At 69.1% G+C, this 16,464-nt stretch carries 14 protein-coding genes; 9 read left to right on the top strand and 5 right to left on the bottom strand.

The genetic code is table 11. The features are described 5' to 3' along the window. The first annotated feature begins 246 nt into the window (after positions 1 to 246). A complete protein-coding gene (locus Y590_RS05155) occupies positions 247 to 1,614 on the top strand; it encodes a cytochrome P450 (protein ID WP_060768923.1) in 1,368 nt (455 codons plus the stop codon). Between the two features lie 4 nt (positions 1,615 to 1,618). Here the strand turns inward: Y590_RS05155 and Y590_RS05150 are convergent, their stop codons facing one another. The 4 genes from Y590_RS05150 to minC (Y590_RS05135) all read right to left on the bottom strand — a co-directional run bounded on the left by Y590_RS05150 (position 1,619) and on the right by minC (Y590_RS05135) (position 4,084). Then, entirely contained in the window at positions 1,619 to 2,131 is a 513-nt protein-coding gene (locus tag Y590_RS05150; RefSeq protein WP_060768922.1) for a TonB-dependent receptor, read from the bottom strand. A gap of 202 nt (positions 2,132 to 2,333) precedes the next feature. Then, complete coding sequence (gene minE / locus Y590_RS05145) at positions 2,334 to 2,621, bottom strand: cell division topological specificity factor MinE (protein WP_003602598.1); 288 nt, start codon at positions 2,619 to 2,621, stop codon at positions 2,334 to 2,336. Beyond that, a complete protein-coding gene (minD, locus tag Y590_RS05140; RefSeq protein WP_003602600.1) occupies positions 2,618 to 3,433 on the bottom strand; it encodes a septum site-determining protein MinD in 816 nt (271 codons plus the stop codon). The genes minE and minD overlap by 4 nt, the downstream gene beginning before the upstream one ends. Positions 3,434 to 3,445: 12 nt before the next feature. Further along, entirely contained in the window at positions 3,446 to 4,084 is a 639-nt protein-coding gene (gene minC / locus Y590_RS05135) for a septum site-determining protein MinC (RefSeq protein ID WP_060768921.1), read from the bottom strand. A gap of 417 nt (positions 4,085 to 4,501) precedes the next feature. Here minC (Y590_RS05135) and Y590_RS05130 point away from each other — a divergent pair, with 417 nt between their 5' ends. Beyond that, positions 4,502 to 6,190 carry a methyl-accepting chemotaxis protein gene (locus Y590_RS05130; protein ID WP_060768920.1) on the top strand — a complete coding sequence of 563 codons (1,689 nt, stop codon included), beginning with the start codon at positions 4,502 to 4,504 and terminating at the stop codon, positions 6,188 to 6,190. Between the two features lie 194 nt (positions 6,191 to 6,384). Here the strand turns inward: Y590_RS05130 and typA are convergent, their stop codons facing one another. Then, positions 6,385 to 8,211: a translational GTPase TypA gene (typA, locus tag Y590_RS05125; RefSeq protein ID WP_060768919.1), complete on the bottom strand. Its 1,827-nt coding sequence runs from the start codon at positions 8,209 to 8,211 to the stop codon at positions 6,385 to 6,387. Between the two features lie 350 nt (positions 8,212 to 8,561). Between typA and Y590_RS05120 the strand changes: the two genes are divergently transcribed. From Y590_RS05120 to Y590_RS05090, 7 genes are all read left to right on the top strand, one after another. Continuing rightward, positions 8,562 to 9,029, top strand: a complete 468-nt coding sequence (locus Y590_RS05120; protein ID WP_060768918.1) for a cupin domain-containing protein — start codon at positions 8,562 to 8,564, stop codon at positions 9,027 to 9,029. Positions 9,030 to 9,167: 138 nt separating this feature from the next. Then, positions 9,168 to 9,899, top strand: a complete 732-nt coding sequence (minC, locus tag Y590_RS05115; protein ID WP_060768917.1) for a septum site-determining protein MinC — start codon at positions 9,168 to 9,170, stop codon at positions 9,897 to 9,899. A gap of 261 nt (positions 9,900 to 10,160) precedes the next feature. After that, positions 10,161 to 11,141: an ABC transporter substrate-binding protein gene (locus Y590_RS05110; RefSeq protein WP_060768916.1), complete on the top strand. Its 981-nt coding sequence runs from the start codon at positions 10,161 to 10,163 to the stop codon at positions 11,139 to 11,141. A gap of 12 nt (positions 11,142 to 11,153) precedes the next feature. Further along, complete coding sequence (locus Y590_RS05105) at positions 11,154 to 11,975, top strand: ABC transporter permease (protein ID WP_060768915.1); 822 nt, start codon at positions 11,154 to 11,156, stop codon at positions 11,973 to 11,975. 8 nt (positions 11,976 to 11,983) lie between these two features. Then, complete coding sequence (locus Y590_RS05100; protein WP_060768914.1) at positions 11,984 to 12,847, top strand: ABC transporter ATP-binding protein; 864 nt, start codon at positions 11,984 to 11,986, stop codon at positions 12,845 to 12,847. Between the two features lie 381 nt (positions 12,848 to 13,228). After that, positions 13,229 to 15,094, top strand: coding sequence for a sensor histidine kinase (locus Y590_RS05095; protein ID WP_060768913.1), 1,866 nt, complete (start codon positions 13,229 to 13,231; stop codon positions 15,092 to 15,094). After that, positions 15,084 to 16,439, top strand: a complete 1,356-nt coding sequence (locus tag Y590_RS05090; RefSeq protein ID WP_060768912.1) for a sigma-54-dependent transcriptional regulator — start codon at positions 15,084 to 15,086, stop codon at positions 16,437 to 16,439. The genes Y590_RS05095 and Y590_RS05090 overlap by 11 nt, the downstream gene beginning before the upstream one ends. The last annotated feature ends 25 nt before the right edge of the window (positions 16,440 to 16,464 follow it).

Genomic DNA, 16,464 nt, shown 5'->3' with positions numbered 1-16,464 from the left:
CCCTTGCAATCAACGACCGTTGACGTCTGTCGAAAAGAGAAGTTCCGAGGGTTTTCCGAAGACTTGGCCCGTGATCTGAGCTTGCCTGTGCTACGTCCGGGGCGAAATTTTCATCCGCTCTCGTCGTGCGGTTGAGGCTTCGCAGCCCATCGCCGGGCCCGTCCGCCATGGCACTCGCCCCGGCGGGCCTCAGCGCCTAGAACGCTTCGCGAGCGCCCGCTCACGGGCGCGAGAGGAACTGACGGAATGGACATGCAGGCTCCGCCCGGCCACGCGGCGCCGCGCTTGGTGCCGCCGGTGCCGGTGCCGCCGGAAGAGGAATTGCCGACCCTGCGCTTCATCGCGGCGATGCGGGTCAACGGCATCGCGTGCTGGCCGGCCTCCGCCTACGAGTCGCCCTTGCGCCGCCGCCGGCTGTTCGGGCGCGCGCGCTTCACCGTCAGCGATCCGGACCTGGTGCGGCGCGTGCTGGTGGACAACGCCGCCAACTACGCCCGCACCCCGATCACCATCCGCCTGCTGCGGCCGATGCTCGGCGACGGCCTGCTCATCAGCGAGGGGACGGCGTGGCGCCACCAGCGGCGCGCGCTGGCGCCTGCCTTCACCCCGCGGGCGGTGGAGACGCTGGTGCCCCACATCCTGTCGGCGAGCGACGAGGCGGTCGCGGCCCTCGAAGGCCCGGCGGCACGCGGACCGGTCGATCTGTTCGCCGCGCTCCAGCGGCTCGCCCTGGAGATCGCCGGGCGCACCATGTTCTCTGTCGGCATGGCCCGCCACGGCGACCGCCTGCGCGGCTTCCTCGAAGCCTACGCCGCGCGGCTCGGGCGCCCGCACCTGACCGATCTGCTGGTGCCCTTGCGCTTCGCCACGCCGCTCGACCGGGCCCGCGCCCGCTTCCGCCGCGACTGGGTCGGCTTCCTCGATGAGGTCATCGCCGACCGCGACGAGGGCCAGAGTGGGCGTCACGTCGGAGGCGAGGCGCGGGACCTGCTCGACCTGCTGCGGGCCGCCCGCGATCCCGAGACCGGCCGGGGCTTCTCGCACGAGGAGTTGCGCGATCAGGTCGCCACCATGATCCTGGCCGGGCACGAGACCACGGCGGTGACCCTGCTCTGGGCGTGCACCCTCCTCGCGCTCGCACCGGAAACGCAAGGAGCCGTGGCGGCGGAATCGGGGAGCGTGGACAAACCGTTCACCCGCGCGGTGATCGAGGAGACGATGCGGCTCTACCCGCCCGCCTTCGTGCTGGCCCGCCGCGCGCTCGGTCCGGACGAGCTGGCCGGCGAGGCGATCCGGCCCGGCGACAGCGTGACGATCTCGCCCTGGCTGCTGCACCGGCACCGTACGCTGTGGCGCGACCCCGACGCCTTCGATCCGGGCCGCTTCTTGCCCGGCGCGCCGCCGGTGCCGCGCTTCGCCTACCTGCCCTTCGGGGCGGGGCCGCGGGTCTGCATCGGCGCGGCCTTCGCGCTCACCGAGGCGACGCTCGCGTTGAGCCGGATCGTCGGGCATTTCCGGATCGAGCGGGCGGACACGCGCCCGGTGCTCCCGGCGGCCGTGGTGACGACCCAGCCCGATCACGCCCCCGCCTTCCGGCTGACGCGGCGGGCCTGAGCCCTCAAAAGTCCACCGAGGCGGAGAGCAGCACCGTTCGCGGCGTTCCTTGGGCGAGGATGCCGCGCCCCGTCGTCGCCCAATCGTTGTTGCCCGTCACGTTGACGACGTTGGCCCGGCGCGTCAGCGGCCTGTCCCGGAACAGGGTGGCGTAGCGCAGGCCGAGATCGAGCGTCGCCCGGTCGGGGATCTTCTGGCTGTTGGCCAGATCGCAATACTGCGCCGCGGTGTAGATCACCCGGCCCGTCAGGCTGAGGCCCGGCGACAGGCCGATGCCGGGCGAGAAGGCGCCGCTCTCGCTCGCACCGCTGCGAAAGCCCGTGACGGGATTGTAGGAATTCACGTCGAGGCTCTGCCATCGGCCGCCGACCGTGAGCAGCATCCGCTCGTCGAAGAGCGACATCGTGTCGGCGATGGCGATGCTGCGATCGAACCGGCTCGACGTGCGCGGCGTCGCCTTCGACAGGCCGATCGTCGAGCGCGGCGCGACAGTGGTGCTCGCAACCCGACCCGGCAACCGCCGATGACCACCCCGCGAGATCCCGCCTGCTTCAGCGCTGTGAAGGGCCCAAGGCGGGCTCTCCCGCGACCGGCGAGCTACGCCACCTCCAGGGACAATACCGTCAGTCGCGACGCGGCTCCGGACAGCGCCTTGAAATGAAAAGACCTGCGGCGCCCGTTCGGAGCCGCAGGTCGTGATTCGTCCGGAGGACCGCGGGTCAGGCGATGGCGCGCTTGGCCTTCGCCTTCGGCTTGATCACCGCATCGACGGGGAATTCGATGTCCACGCCGAGGGTCGAGACGCCTTCGCCCCGTTCCAGCTTGATCTGCACCTTGTCGCGCTCGACCGTGACGTGCTTGGCGATCACGTTCAGGATCTCTTCGCGCAACGTGATGATCAGGTCGGGTCGCCCATTCTCCACGCGCTCGTGCGCGAGGATGAGCTGAAGGCGTTCGCGTGCGACCGAACCGGAGCCACGCGGCTTGAGGAAGGTCAGGACACTCATGCGGCCCTCCGTGTGAACAGCTTGTTGATCAGGGATTTGCGGTCGGAGGGGATCGCCATCGGCACGGTCTCGCCCTTCAGGCGACGCACGGCATCGATGTAGGCGCGGGAGGGCGCGCAGAGCGGGTTGTTGAGCGTCACCGGGCAGCCGACATTCGAGGCGCGCAGCACTTCGAGGCTTTCCGGGATGATGGCCAGCAGCGGGATCGAGAGGATCTCGAGCACGTCGTCGACCTTGAGCATGTCGCCACGGTCGGCGCGGGCCGGGTCGAAGCGGGTCAGGATCAGGTGCTTCTCGATCGTGTCGCCGCGCTCGGCGCGCACCGTCTTGGAGTCGAGCAGGCCGATGATCCGGTCCGAGTCGCGCACCGAGGAGACCTCGGGGTTCGTCACCACCACGGCCACGTCGGCGTGGCGCATGGCGAGCTGGGCGCCGCGCTCGATGCCGGCGGGGCTGTCGCAGACGATCCAGTCGAACTTCTCGCGAAGCTCGCCCATCACCCGCTCGACGCCCTCGTCGGTGAGCGCGTCCTTGTCGCGGGTCTGGGAGGCGGGCAGCAGGGAGAGGTTTTCCAGGCGCTTGTCGCGGATCAGCGCCTGCGGCAGCTTGGCATCGCCGTTGGTGACGTTGATCAGGTCGTAGACCACGCGGCGTTCGGCGCCCATGATCAGGTCGAGGTTGCGCAGGCCGACGTCGAAATCGACCACGCAGACCTTCTCGCCGGCCTGCGCCAGCGCCGCACCGAGCGCTGCCGTCGTGGTGGTCTTGCCGACGCCGCCCTTACCGGACGTGACACAAAGAACCTTGGCCATTCTCGTTTCCCCTTAACCCAAGGCTGCAATTTTGATCGCGCCGCCGTCGGACCAGATCTGGACCGCTTGACCGCGCAGGTGAGTGCCCATGTCCTCGGCCGTGCGGACGAGGCGGTCGATGCCGAGAAGCTCGGGCTCGAACTTGCGGCAGTAGATGCGTGCGCGAGGGTTGCGGGCGGCGCCCGCGATGGCCCGCCCGCGCAGGGCGCCGTAGACGTGGATGGAGCCGCCCGCGAGGATCTCGGCGCCCGAGGACACCGAGCCCATCACGGTCACGTCCCCCTCGCGGTGGACGATGCTTTGGCCCGAACGCACCGAGCCCTCGATGGTGAGGGACGACACGCCCGGCTTCTCTTCCTCGAACGCCGGCGCCTCGACGACGTCGCCGGCGGGGCGACCGCCGACGAGCCGCGGCGGCAAGAGCGAGGGCAGCGGAGCCTCCGCGCCCTCGATGCCGAGGATACGGAGCTGCCGGGCCGACAGCTCGGCGATCAGGGTCTCCAACTCGGACGGCGCGGCTTTGAGGCCGGCGACGTCGAGGATCACGGCCCTGTCGTCGAACAGCGTGGCCGATCGCTTCAGGGCTGCGTCCAAGAGGGCGAGCCATTCGGCGAGGGGGGCTTCCGGCGCCAATGAGACGGCGCGGAACACGCGGCCTCGCAGGGGCAGTGAGGGGCGGGTGGGAGCGGGGCTGGTCACGGGCGTTGACGTTTCCTTACCGACACGCCCATTGACCGCCCGGATGGTTACCGGGGAGTTAATTTTTACGCGCACCGGGCAAGAATTGCCGGGCAAGATTTTCCCATCACGCCAGTCCAGGCTGAGAAAGCCAGATACTTCAGCCGCTTGGCCGAAACGTGCGGACGGAAACAATCCTTAAGCCGGCCTGTGCCTCCCGGATCGCCGGATCCTGTGATCGGTGCGAATCACGCAAGGTCGGATCATCGATCACATCTGCGCACAATTTACTCGTACGCCTCGGGATTAACCCGCTCTTAGCAGCTCGAAAGTCATCAAATGTTGCAAGCGCGGCCGTCGTGCGGCGCATTCGCATTTCGAGTCAAGTCCATGCGGGCCTTTGCCAACCTTCCCATCGTCGCCAAACTCGTCCTGGTTTTCGCCTTCGTCATCGCTGCCGTTTCGGGCGCCTCGTTCACGACATGGCGCAGCCTCGGCACGATCGAGGACTCGAACCGCTGGCGCGATCACAGCTACGAGGTTCTGCTTCAACTCGACCGGCTCACCGGCGCCCTGGTGGACCAGGAGACCGGTCTGCGCGGCTATCTGATCTCGGCCGATCCCTCTTTCCTCGAACCGTACAATTCGGGCACCAAGATCTATGGCGAGACGCTGAAGCGGCTGCGCGGCCTCGTGGCCGACAACCCGCAGCAGGTGAGCCGGCTCGACGCGCTCGATGCGGCCACCCGGCAGTGGATCGGGACCGTCGCGGAGCGCGAGATCGCCCTCATGCGCAACGAGGCGACCCAGGCGCAGGCGCGTCAGATCGAGGCCTCCGGCGCGGGCAAGAGCGCCATGGATGCCGTGCGCAAGGTCGCCGCCGAGATCGCGAGTTCCGAGACCGGCTTGCTGGAAGTCCGTGCCGACACCGTGAAGGACGCGGCCGCATCGTCCCGCTTCGCCGTCGGCGCCGGCTTCGTTGCGCTCCTCGTCGTGGCCGGGCTCGGCATCATGCTGCTGAACGGCTTTGTCTCCCGCCCGGTCCGCCGGATGACCGGGCTGATGAGCCGCCTCGCGGAAGGAGACGCCAGCGTCGAGATCCCCTTCCGGGAGCGCCGCGAGGAGGTTGGGGCCATGGCGGGCGCGGTGCAGGTGTTCAAGGACAACCTGATCCGCACCCGCGCCCTGGAAGAAGAGACCGCCCTGGCGCGGGCCGGTGCCGAGGCGCAGCGCAAGGCGGCGATGCGCGACATGGCCGATAATTTCGAGCGCGCGGTGAGCGGCATCGTCGGCACCGTCTCCGCTGCCGCCACGGAGTTGCAAGTGACCGCGCAGGGCATGGCCGGCACCGCCTCGCAGACGGCCGACCAATCGAACGCCGCCGCCGCCGCCGCGGAAGAGGCCGCCACCAATGTCGGCACGGTCGCCGCGGCGGCCGAGGAGCTTGGCGCCTCGGTGCAAGAGATCGCCCGGCAGGTTACTGGCTCGACGACCCTCGCGCAGAAGGCGGTGGTCGAGGCCGAGGGCACCGCGCAGCTCGTACAGGATCTCAGCGTCGCCGCCGCCAAGATTGGCGACGTTGTGGGGCTGATCTCTACCATCGCCGGTCAGACCAACCTGCTCGCGCTCAACGCCACCATCGAGGCGGCGCGCGCGGGCGAAGCGGGCCGCGGCTTCGCGGTGGTCGCGGCCGAGGTCAAGGAACTCGCCAACCAGACCGCGCGGGCCACCGACGAGATCTCGGGGCAGATCGGACAGGTTCAGACCATCACCGGGCAGGCGGTCACGGCCATCGGCGACATCGCCGCCCGCATCCGCGAGATCGACGGGCTGGCCAGTTCGATCGCTGCGGCGGTCGAGGAGCAGGGTGCGGCGACCCAGGAGATCGTGCGCAACGTCTCCGAAGCGTCCGCCGGCACCGGTGCCGTGACGGGCAACGTCGCGAGCGTCGCGGTGGCGGCCCAGGAGACGGGAGCAGCGGCGAGCCAAGTGCTGATCTCGGCCTCCGAACTGTCGCGTCAGTCCGAGCATCTCGATGGCCAGGTCCGCCAGTTCCTTCACACGGTGCGGGCGGCCTGAGGCGAGTTGGGAACTCGATCTCCGCGGCTGACCGGAGTGATCGGCTCGGACGCGTCGTCCCCCCCCTCTCTTCGTTTCGCGGGATAGGGGGAGCGTGATCCGAAGTTCCCGTTCGTGAGGGACGCCGAATGAAAAAGGCCCCGATGCGTTCGCCGCATCGGGGCCTTTTCGGTTTGGCGAATGAAGCGGGGCGTTTAGCCCGTCATCGCTTCCTTCGAACGCTCGAAGCGCTTGCGGTCGTTCGGGTCGAGGTGGATCTTGCGCAGGCGGATCGACTTCGGCGTGACTTCCATCAGCTCGTCGTCCTGAATCCAGGCCAGCGACTTCTCCAGCGTCATCCGGATCGGCGGCGTCAGGCGCACGGCCTCGTCCTTCGAGGTGGTGCGGATGTTGGTGAGCTTCTTGCCCTTGAGCACGTTCACCTCGAGGTCGTTCTCGCGGTTGTGCTCGCCGACGATCATGCCCTGATAGACCTTGGCGCCGGGCTCGATCATCATCGGGCCGCGGTCTTCGAGGTTCCACATGGCGTAGGCCACGGCCTCACCCTTGTCGTTCGAGATCAGCACGCCGTTGCGGCGGCCGGCGATCTCGCCCTTGTAGGGCTCGTAGGCCTTGAACAGGCGGTTCATGATCGCGGTGCCGCGGGTGTCGGTCATCAGCTCGCCCTGGTAGCCGATGAGGCCGCGGGTCGGAGCGTGGAAGACGAGCCGGAGACGGTTGCCGCCCGAGGGCCGCATCTCGATCATCTCGGCCTTGCGCTCGGACATCTTCTGTACGACGACGCCCGAATACTCCTCGTCGACGTCGACCACGACCTCTTCGACGGGCTCCAGGATCTCGCCGGCCTCGTCCTTCTCCAGGACGACGCGCGGACGCGACACGGCCACTTCGAAGCCCTCGCGGCGCATGGTCTCGATCAGGATCGAGAGCTGCAGCTCGCCGCGGCCGGAGACGTAGAACGAATCCTTGTCGGCGGCTTCCTCGATCTTGAGCGTGACGTTGCCCTCGGCCTCCTTGAACAGGCGGTCGCGGATCATCCGGCTCGTGACCTTGTCGCCCTCGGTGCCGGCGAGCGGCGAATCGTTGACGATGAACGACATGGTGACGGTCGGCGGATCGATCGGCTGGGCCTGGATCGGCGTCTCGACCTGCGGGTCGCAGAAGGTGTCGGCCACCGTGCCCTTCACCAGACCGGCGATGGAGACGATGTCGCCCGCCTCACCGACCTCGATCGGCGCGCGCTCCAGGCCGCGGAAGGCGAGGATCTTCGAGACGCGGCCGGTCTCCACGACCTTGCCGGTGCGATCGAGAACCTTGATCGACTGGTTCGGCTTCACCGTGCCCGAGGCGATGCGCCCGGTGATGATGCGGCCGAGGAACGGGTTGGCTTCGAGCAGCGTGCCGAGCATCCGGAACGGGCCCTCTTCGACGCGCGCCTGCGGCACGTGCTTGAGCACGAGATCGAACAGCGGCGCGAGGCCGACATCCGGCGAGGCGTCCGGCGAATCGGCCATCCAGCCGTTGCGGCCCGAGCCGTAGAGGATCGGGAAGTCGAGCTGCTCGTCGGTGGCGTCAAGCGCCGCGAACAGGTCGAACACCTCGTTCACGACCTCGTTGATGCGCGCATCCGGCCGGTCGACCTTGTTGATCGCGACGATCGGGCGAAGGCCGATCTTGAGCGCCTTGCCGACCACGAACTTGGTCTGCGGCATCGGGCCCTCCGCGGCATCGACCAGCACGATCACGCCATCGACCATCGAGAGGATGCGCTCGACCTCGCCGCCGAAATCGGCGTGGCCGGGGGTGTCGACGATGTTGACCCGAGTATCCTGCCAGACGACCGAGGTCGCCTTGGCCAGGATCGTGATGCCACGCTCCTTCTCGAGGTCGTTGGAATCCATCGCCCGCTCCTCGACCCGCTGGTTTTCGCGGAAGGTGCCGGACTGCTGAAGCAGCTTGTCGACCAGCGTCGTTTTGCCGTGATCGACGTGGGCGATGATGGCGATGTTGCGCAGCTTCATCGGAGGGTCTCGGAAGCATGGCGAGCCCGTCACGTGGCGGAACGCTCTGAGGCGACCGTCGCGGCGGGCTCACGGGAATCGGGCAGTGTCGCGCTGCAATAGAGGAAACCGGGGTGATCCTGCAAGCCGGTGGGTATTCCACCCGTGCGGGGGCTGCTGCGCGGGGTACGCCGGGCTCGGCCTCCCCGAGCGGGGGCCGGTCGAAGGTCCTGTCACCTTCCGGCAAGTCCGGCTCGCCCGCTGCGCTATGATGCGGGCTCCCGGCTCCGTTGTCCGTTCGGGCAACTGGAGAGTCGGGTGCCGGGCCACGACGCCCGGACCGGAGAGGAACCCAATCGCGAGGAAACGCCATGCCGAGCACCTTCGACGACAGCAACATCCCCTGGCGCAGACTGGACGGCTTCGATGACGTCGCCTTCTTCATCTACAAGTGCGATGCGGCGAGCGGGATCGTCGATATCGTCTACAAGTTCGCGCCGTGGACGCGACAGCCGCTCCACCGCCACACCTGCCCGTACTTCACCCTGGTGCTGCAGGGTGAACTGCGCTTCTACCGCCCGGACGGCACGCTGAAGGAGATACGGCCCACGGGCAGCTACGTCGAAGGCGTCGTCAACGGCGAGCCGCATTTCGAAGGGGCGGGCGAGAGCGAAGCGATCGTCTTCTTCGGCCATCGCGGGGTCGAGGGCACGATCTACCTGTTCCTGGGCGCGGACGGTGGACCGGACCAGCCGCTCGGCATCGCCGACGTCCAGGCGCTCTACGATGCGCAGGTCGCCGACGGCGTGCTCGCCCGTGTCGGCGCCTGCCCGGCCTGAGCGACGGGAGCCGGCCTGCGCCTCGGCAGTCGGCGCCCCGCGCGCCACTTTGCTGTTGAGGAGCGCCGGCTCCTGGCCGGACGGGTCGGGGATCTGCCATAAGCTTCGAGGCATGATCCCTTCGCCGCGAAATTTCCCGTGACCGACCGTCCCCCGATCCGCTTCCGCGGCCGCTCCTTCCTGGCGATGGTGCTGGCCCCCGTGCCGCCGATCGATCAGTGGCTCGCCGAACTCGACGCGCTCAAGCGGCGCGCGCCCGCCTTCTTCTCGGTGCGGGCGATCATTCTCGACGTGACCGGCCTGCGCTTCGAGCGTTCGGACCTCGCCCATCTCTGCGAGGAATTGAACCGGCGCTCCATCACCATCCTCGGCATCGAGGGCATCGGACCGACCTCGCTCGGGCCCGGTTTCCCGCCGCCGCTGGTGGGCGGCAAGCCGGTCGAGGACATCGCCCCCCCCGAGCCCGGCGCCGCCGAGGCACCCACGGCGGCGGACCACCCGTCGGCCCCGGCTTTGGTGGCGTCCGCGGCGCCGGCTCGGACGCGCTCCTTCGTGCTCGACGCGCCGGTGCGCTCGGGGCAGGTGATCCAGCATCTCGACGGCGACGTGACCGTGATGGGTTCGGTCGCCTCGGGGGCGGAGGTGATCGCGGGGGGCTCGATCCACATCTACGGCGCCCTGCGCGGACGGGCGATCGCGGGAGCGGTGGGTGATCCGGGCGCCCGCATCCTCACCCGTAAGTTCGAGCCGGAACTCGTCGCCATCGACGGTCTTTACAAGACGGCCGACGATCTCGGCGGCGCCCGCTGGGGCCAGTCGGTCCAGGCGCGGCTCGAAGGCGACGCCATCGTCCTCGTGCCGCTCGACTGACAACGTCTTGGGCACGCGCCAGCCGTCGAGGTCCGTCCATCACAATGGCGTGTGGGTGGCGGCCATCCGCCGCCACGACGGCGCAGGTGGCGGAAATCCGCCGCCCGTCGTTCGGACATGATCCGAAGTATTCAGAAAAAACCCTTTCCGCACAGGCGATTGCGCGAAGGTTAGCACTTCCTGCATGGCTGGCATGCGCTCTGCAAAGAGGGCCGGACCATCCGCACCGGCCGCAGAGCCGGGCCATCCGGGAGAAGCCCCTTGCTCGAACGCCTTCGTTTCACGCGTCGCAGCCTTGCCATGCTCGCGGCCGCGACCGCCGCATCGCTCGCCCCGCTTCCGCTTTCCGCGCAGGAAGTGGTGCGCGTCGGCAACCTCAAGCTCGCTCACTTCGCCGGCGTCTCCTACGTCAAGGAGATCGCGAAGACCTGCGGCCTGACCATCGATCTCAAGATCTTCGCCAAGGGGCCCGACATCATGCAGGCGATGCTCGCCGGCGAACTCGATGTCGGCGCCACCGCGTCCGAGGCCGCAATCTCGGCGCGCGGCAACGGCGCCCCCGTCTTCATCGTCGGCGGCTTCGCCAAGGGCGGCGCGCGCCTGCTCGCCACGCCCGAATCCGGCATCAAGTCGGCGGCCGACCTCAAGGGGAAGAAGGTCGGCGTCACCCGCGGCTCCATCCAGGAGGTGCTGCTCGGCGCCGAGATGGCCAAGCACGGCCTCAAGGCCCGCGACGTCAACCTGATCTATCTCGGCTATCCGGATCTCAACCAGGCGCTGCTGCAGAAGCAGGTCGATGCGATCATGCAGACCGAGCCGCAATCGGCCCAGGCCATCGCCCGCGGCTTCGGCGTCGAGGTGATCAAGCCCTACGACACCCCGGTCGGGTCGCCGATCCGCACGCTGGTGATGACGGAGAAGTTCTACGGCGAAAAGAAGCCGGTCGCGACCAAGTTCATGGAGTGCTTCGTGAAGGCGCAGAAGACCTTCATGGAAAACCCGAAGGCCGCCGAGACCTTCGTCACGCAGGACGTGTTCAAGGGCCAGGTCACGGCCGCCGAGTTCCAGGAGGCGCTCGCCAACTCGCCCTACACCCTGGAGATGAGCGCCGGCCACATCCAGAGCACCACCGACGTCATGGCCGAGCACGGCATCGGCAAGATGTCGAAGCCCGCCAAGGCCGCCGAGTGGGTGAAGCTCGACCTGCTGGAGGCCGCCAAGGCCTCAGCCGGCACGAACTGAGGAGGGCTTCCCGTGAACGCCTTACGTCTCAAACCCCTGGCCGAGGGGCTGGCGGTTCCCGTCGCCATTCTCGTGATCTGGCAACTCGCCTGCACGGCCGGGCTCGTCAACCCGATGGTGCTGCCCTCGCCCGCCGCAGTCGCGGTGCGCTGGTGGGCCTATCTCGCGCCGCTCGAAGCCTATGATCCCGAGCACGGATCATGGTTTGCGTGGCTCTTCTCCGGCGAGATGCTGCACGATGCGGTGGCCTCGCTCTACCGCGTCGTCGTCGGCTTCGCCGTCGGCGCGGGACTCGCCCTGCCGCTCGGCCTGTTCATGGGCTCCAGCGACCTGATCTACCGGCATATCAACCCGTTGATGCAGGTGCTGCGGCCGATCCCGCCGATCGCCTACATCCCGCTCTCGATCCTGTGGTTCGGCCTCGGCAATGCGCCGGCCGTGTTCCTCATCGCCATCGGCGCCTTCTTCCCCGTGCTGATGAACACCATCGCCGGCGTGCGCCATGTGGACGGGATCTACATCCGCGCCGCCCGTAGCCTCGGCGCCAGCCGGATGACGATCTTCCGGCGGGTCATCCTGCCGGCGGCCACCCCTTACATCCTGTCGGGGGCGCGGATCGGCATCGGCACCGCCTTCATCGTGGTGATCGTGGCCGAGATGATCGCGGTCAATAACGGCCTCGGCTTCCGCATCCTGGAGGCGCGCGAATACTTCTGGTCCGACAAGATCATCGCCGGGATGCTGACCATCGGCGCCCTCGGGCTCGTCATCGACATGGCGGTGAGCCGCCTGAACAACCACCTGCTCCGCTGGCATCGCGGCCTGGAATCGTGAGGTCTCCCATGTCCGTGCAACCGCATCCCATCGCCTCCGTCACGCAGGACGCCGTGCCGGTCGTTGCGCCGCTGGCCGCCTCGCCCCACATCGTCGTCGCGGGCGTCGACAAGATCTTCCCCGTCACCGGCGGCGAGGTCGTCGCCCTCAAGGACATCGACCTCACCATCAACCGCGGTGAGTTCGTCTGCCTGCTCGGCCCGTCCGGCTGCGGGAAGTCGACGCTGCTCAACGCCATCGCCGGCTTCTCCCATCCGACCCGCGGCGGCATCGACGTCGAGGGCCGCAAGGTCGCCGCGCCCGGTCCCGACCGGGGCATGGTGTTCCAGGAATACGCCCTGTTTCCCTGGATGACGGTGGCGCAGAACATCGCCTTCGGTCTGGAGATCAAGGGCATGTCCCGCGGGGCGATCCAGGCGCGGGTGGCCGAGCTCCTCGACATGCTCAAGCTCGCCGAGTTCCGCGACCGTTTCCCCAAGGACTTGTCCGGCGGTATGCGCCAGCGCGTGGCGATCGCCCGCGTTCTGGCGCTGGACAGCCCGGTCATGCTCATGGACGAGCCGTTCGGCGCGCTCGACGCCCTGACCCGCCGCTCGCTGCAGGACGAGTTGCTGCGGATCTGGGCGGCGACGGGCAAGACCATCGTGTTCGTCACCCACTCGATCGAGGAATCGATCTATCTCGCCGACCGCATCGTCGTGCTCACCTACCGCCCCGGCACGATCAAGCGCGACCTGCGGGTCGAGCTGCCGCGCCCGCGCGACAGCGCCTCGGCCGCCTTCAACGCCCTGAAGCGCGACCTCTCCGCCCTCGTCACCGCGGAGCAGCACCGGTTCGAGCAGGTGGAGATGAAGGGGCTGACGACGGATTGAGGATCGCCGCCACGGCTTTCTTCGAGCCACGGCGCTCCCATGTTAGGTTCTCGTATCGCTTCCGGATCATCACTTCGGAGATCGCGGATCCCCTCTCCCCGCCGCCCGGGGAGAGGGCTCGGCCGACCGTGTCGTCGGCTGAGCGAGCCGGCAGGCGAGGGTGAGGGGGCTTGGACGGATGGGCCCCTTCCGTCCAAGCCCCCTCACCACCGCTCCGGCTCTCGCCTCCGCTTCCCGCCGTCACGGCAGGGTGCCTGCGGGCCTCTCCCCGCACAGCAGGGAGAGGGGGAAGCTGCGGCGCCCGTCATCACCGGACATCGCATCGGATCGCTCACCGCATACGATGGCGGTGACGGAAGCCTCCTCCGGACCATGAGAGTGATGCCTTTCCCCCGCGCCACGGCCGCGCGTGTCCTCATCCTCGCCGCGCTGGCGGCGGCGGCTGTCTTCGCCGTTCTCAAGGCGGGGGAGGTGACGGAGGCCCGCGTGGCGGAAAGCCTCGCGGGCGATGCGCGCCAGCGGGCGGAAATCTACGCCCGCAGCCTGGAGGGCACCATCGAGCGGTTCGGCTTCCTGCCCGCCGCCGCCGCCCTCGATCCGCGGGTGCGGTCGTTGCTCGCCGCCCCCGACGATCCGGCGCAGGTCGCCACCGTCAACGCCTATCTCCAGCGGCTGAGCCGCGAGGCAGGGGCGGGTGTCGTCTACCTGCTGATCCCGTCCGGCCTGACCATCGCCGCCTCGAACTGGGATACGCCCCAGACCTATGTCGGCCAGGACTTCTCCTATCGTCCCTATTTCACGGAAGCGCGCGGCGGGCGCACCGGCCGCTTCTACGCCATCGGCACGCTGACCGGCGTGCCCGGCTACTTCATCAGCGCGCCCGTCGTCATCGATGGCACGGTGCGCGGCGTGGTGGCGACCAAGGTCAGCCTCGACCCGCTGGAGACGATCTGGCGCGAGGGCACCGACCGCGTGCTGGTGGCCGACGAGAACGGCATCGTCTTCCTTGCCTCCGATCCGGCTCTCAAGTTCCGCGCGACGAAGCCGCTCGATGCCGCTGCCCGTGCCGGCATGGAACGGACGCGCCAGTATGGGCGCGACGATTATGCCCCGATCGATCTCGGCCGGACGGATATGGTCGGCGGCGTGCCCCTGGTCAGCCGGTCGCAGGCCGCGCCGCAGACCCGCGCCCTGTTCGAAGAGGCGAGCCTGCCGGCCTATGGCTGGAGGCTGCTGCTCTTCGCCGACGCCGCGCCGGTGGCCATCGCCGGGCGCAGCGCCCGGATCGGCGCGGTTCTGGCCCTGGTCGTGCTCGGCCTGATCGGCCTCTACGGGCGCCAGCATCTGCGGCGGATGCGCGAGAACCGCGCGGCGCAGCGGGCGCTGGAGGCCGCGGTCGCGGCCCGGACCGCCGATCTCAGCGCGGCCAACCTCAAGCTCGCGGGTGAGATCGAGGAGCGGACCCGCGCCGAGGGCGACCTGCGCGAGGCACAAGGGGAGCTGGTCCAGGCGGCCAAGATGGCGACCCTCGGCCAGATGGCGGCGGGCATCACCCACGAGCTCAACCAGCCGCTCGCCGCCATGCGGGGCTTGGCCGACAATGCCTCCGCCTTCCTGCGCCAGGGCCGGGAGGCGGAGGCTGCGGCGAATCTCACCCGTATCGTCTCCCTGGTGGACCGGCTCGGCAAGATCACCGGACAGTTGCGCAGCTTCTCCCGCCGGTCGGGGACGGAGCGGGTCGCGGTCGATGTCGGCGTGGCGGTCTCGGAGAGCCTCGCGATCCTATCCTCCCGCATCCGCGACGCGGGCGCGCGGGTGACGACCGATCTCGACCCGGCGGCGCGATGGGTGGTGTTCGAGCCGATCCGCCTGTCGCAGGTGCTGGTGAATCTTGTCGGCAACGCCCTCGATGCGGTGAAGGGGCGCCCCGGTGCGGAGGTCGCGGTGCGCGCCTGGGCCGGGGAGGGGCAGGTCGTGCTCAGCGTCGAGGATAATGGGCCGGGCCTCGACGCGGCGGCGCTGGCGCGCCTCTTCGAGCCGTTCTTCACCACCAAGCCGGCGGGGGAGGGGCTCGGCCTCGGTCTGCCGATCTCGCTCGCCATCGCCCGCGAATTCGGAGCGAGCCTTCAGCCCCGGCCGATGCCCGGCGGCGGCCTCGCCTTCGACCTCGTGATGGAGGTAGCCAAGGACGCGATCGAGGAGGCCGCGGACACGCCCCCGTCGGAGAGGATGCGACATGTTTCCTGAGGCCGAGCCAGCCGCCGCGCGGGTCGTGCTGATCGACGACGAGGAGATGGTTCGGCTTGCCATGGAGCAGGCGCTGCAACTCGCCGGCCTCGCGGTCGAGGCTTTTTCCAGCGCCGAGGCGGCGTTGCCGGCCATCGGGCGCGGTTTTTCCGGCATCGTCGTGAGCGACGTGCGCCTTCCCGGCCGCGATGGGCTCGAACTCCTCGCCGACATCCGCCGCCGCGACCCGGAATTGCCGGTGGTGCTCGTCACCGGCCACGGCGACATCGCCATGGCGGTCGCCGCCATGCGCGAGGGCGCCTACCACTTCATCGAGAAGCCGTTCGTCAACGATGCCTTCGTCGAGGTGGTCCGCCGCGCCCTGGAAAAGCGGGCGCTGGTGATGGAGAATCGCCGACTGCGCGATGCCCTCGATCGCGGCGACGCGCTCGGCAGCGCGATGGAGCGCTGCCTCGTCGGCCAGTCGCCGGCCCTGCGGCGGCTGCGCGACGACATCGCCTCGCTCAGTTCGGCCGCCGCCGACGTGCTGGTGCTCGGCGAGACCGGGGCGGGCAAGGAGCAGGTCGCCCGCGCCCTGCACGAGGGCGGCGCGCGGGCGGCGAAACCCTTCGTGGCGATCAATTGCGGCGCCATCCCCGAGAGCATGTTCGAGAGCGAGATGTTCGGCCACGAGGCCGGTGCCTTCACCGGGGCGGGCAAGCGTCGCATCGGCAAGGTCGAGCACGCGAGCGGCGGCACGCTGTTCCTCGACGAGGTCGAGAGCATGCCGCTGGGGCTTCAAGTAAAGCTGCTGCGCGTGCTGCAGGAGCGGCGCGTGGAACGGCTCGGCTCCAACACCAGCGTGCCGGTGGATCTCCGGGTGGTGGCGGCCACGAAGGAGGATCTCGACGCACTCTCGGAGGCGGGCCGCTTCCGCCGCGACCTGTTCTTCCGCCTCAACGTGGTGACGCTGACCCTGCCCCCCTTGCGCGAGCGCCGCGAGGACATCCCGCTGCTGTTCGAGCGCTTTCTCGTCCAGGCGGCGGTGAAGTATCAGCGCCCGGTGATCGAGGTGCCGCCGTCCCTGCGCCGCTCGCTGATGCTCGCCGATTGGCCGGGCAACGTGCGCGAACTCAAGAACGCCGCCGAGCGCTATGTCCTCGGCTTCCTCAGCCCGGACCTCGCCGGCGGCCCCGGCGCGGCGCCGAGCCTCGACGCCCTCCTCGACCGGGTGGAGCGCCTCGTGATCGAGGACGCGCTCAAGGCCTCCGGCCAGCGCATCGCCGAGGCGGCGCGGACGCTCGGCCTGCCGCGCAAGACGCTCTCCGACCGCATGCGGCGCCTGGGCCTGGGCGCCAGCGACTGACTTCTTCTCGAACGCGAGACCGAAC

Origin of the sequence: Methylobacterium sp. AMS5 (genome assembly GCF_001542815.1) — a bacterium.
Taxonomy (GTDB): Bacteria; Pseudomonadota; Alphaproteobacteria; order Rhizobiales; family Beijerinckiaceae; genus Methylobacterium.
Note: the sequence above shows the minus strand (reverse complement) of the source record. Positions and strands in the feature narration are given on the sequence as shown.

Excerpts from the sequence above, each read along its gene's own strand:
- Y590_RS05095 (WP_060768913.1), top strand. The coding sequence starts at position 13,229 with ATGCCTTTCCCCCGCGCCACGGCCGCGCGTGTCCTCATCCTCGCCGCG.
- typA (WP_060768919.1), bottom strand. The coding sequence starts at position 8,211 with ATGAAGCTGCGCAACATCGCCATCATCGCCCACGTCGATCACGGCAAA.
- Y590_RS05120 (WP_060768918.1), top strand. The coding sequence starts at position 8,562 with ATGCCGAGCACCTTCGACGACAGCAACATCCCCTGGCGCAGACTGGAC.
- Y590_RS05155 (WP_060768923.1), top strand. The coding sequence starts at position 247 with ATGGACATGCAGGCTCCGCCCGGCCACGCGGCGCCGCGCTTGGTGCCG.
- Y590_RS05100 (WP_060768914.1), top strand. The coding sequence starts at position 11,984 with ATGTCCGTGCAACCGCATCCCATCGCCTCCGTCACGCAGGACGCCGTG.
- minD (WP_003602600.1), bottom strand. The coding sequence starts at position 3,433 with ATGGCCAAGGTTCTTTGTGTCACGTCCGGTAAGGGCGGCGTCGGCAAG.
- minE (WP_003602598.1), bottom strand. The coding sequence starts at position 2,621 with ATGAGTGTCCTGACCTTCCTCAAGCCGCGTGGCTCCGGTTCGGTCGCA.
- Y590_RS05130 (WP_060768920.1), top strand. The coding sequence starts at position 4,502 with ATGCGGGCCTTTGCCAACCTTCCCATCGTCGCCAAACTCGTCCTGGTT.
- Y590_RS05090 (WP_060768912.1), top strand. The coding sequence starts at position 15,084 with ATGTTTCCTGAGGCCGAGCCAGCCGCCGCGCGGGTCGTGCTGATCGAC.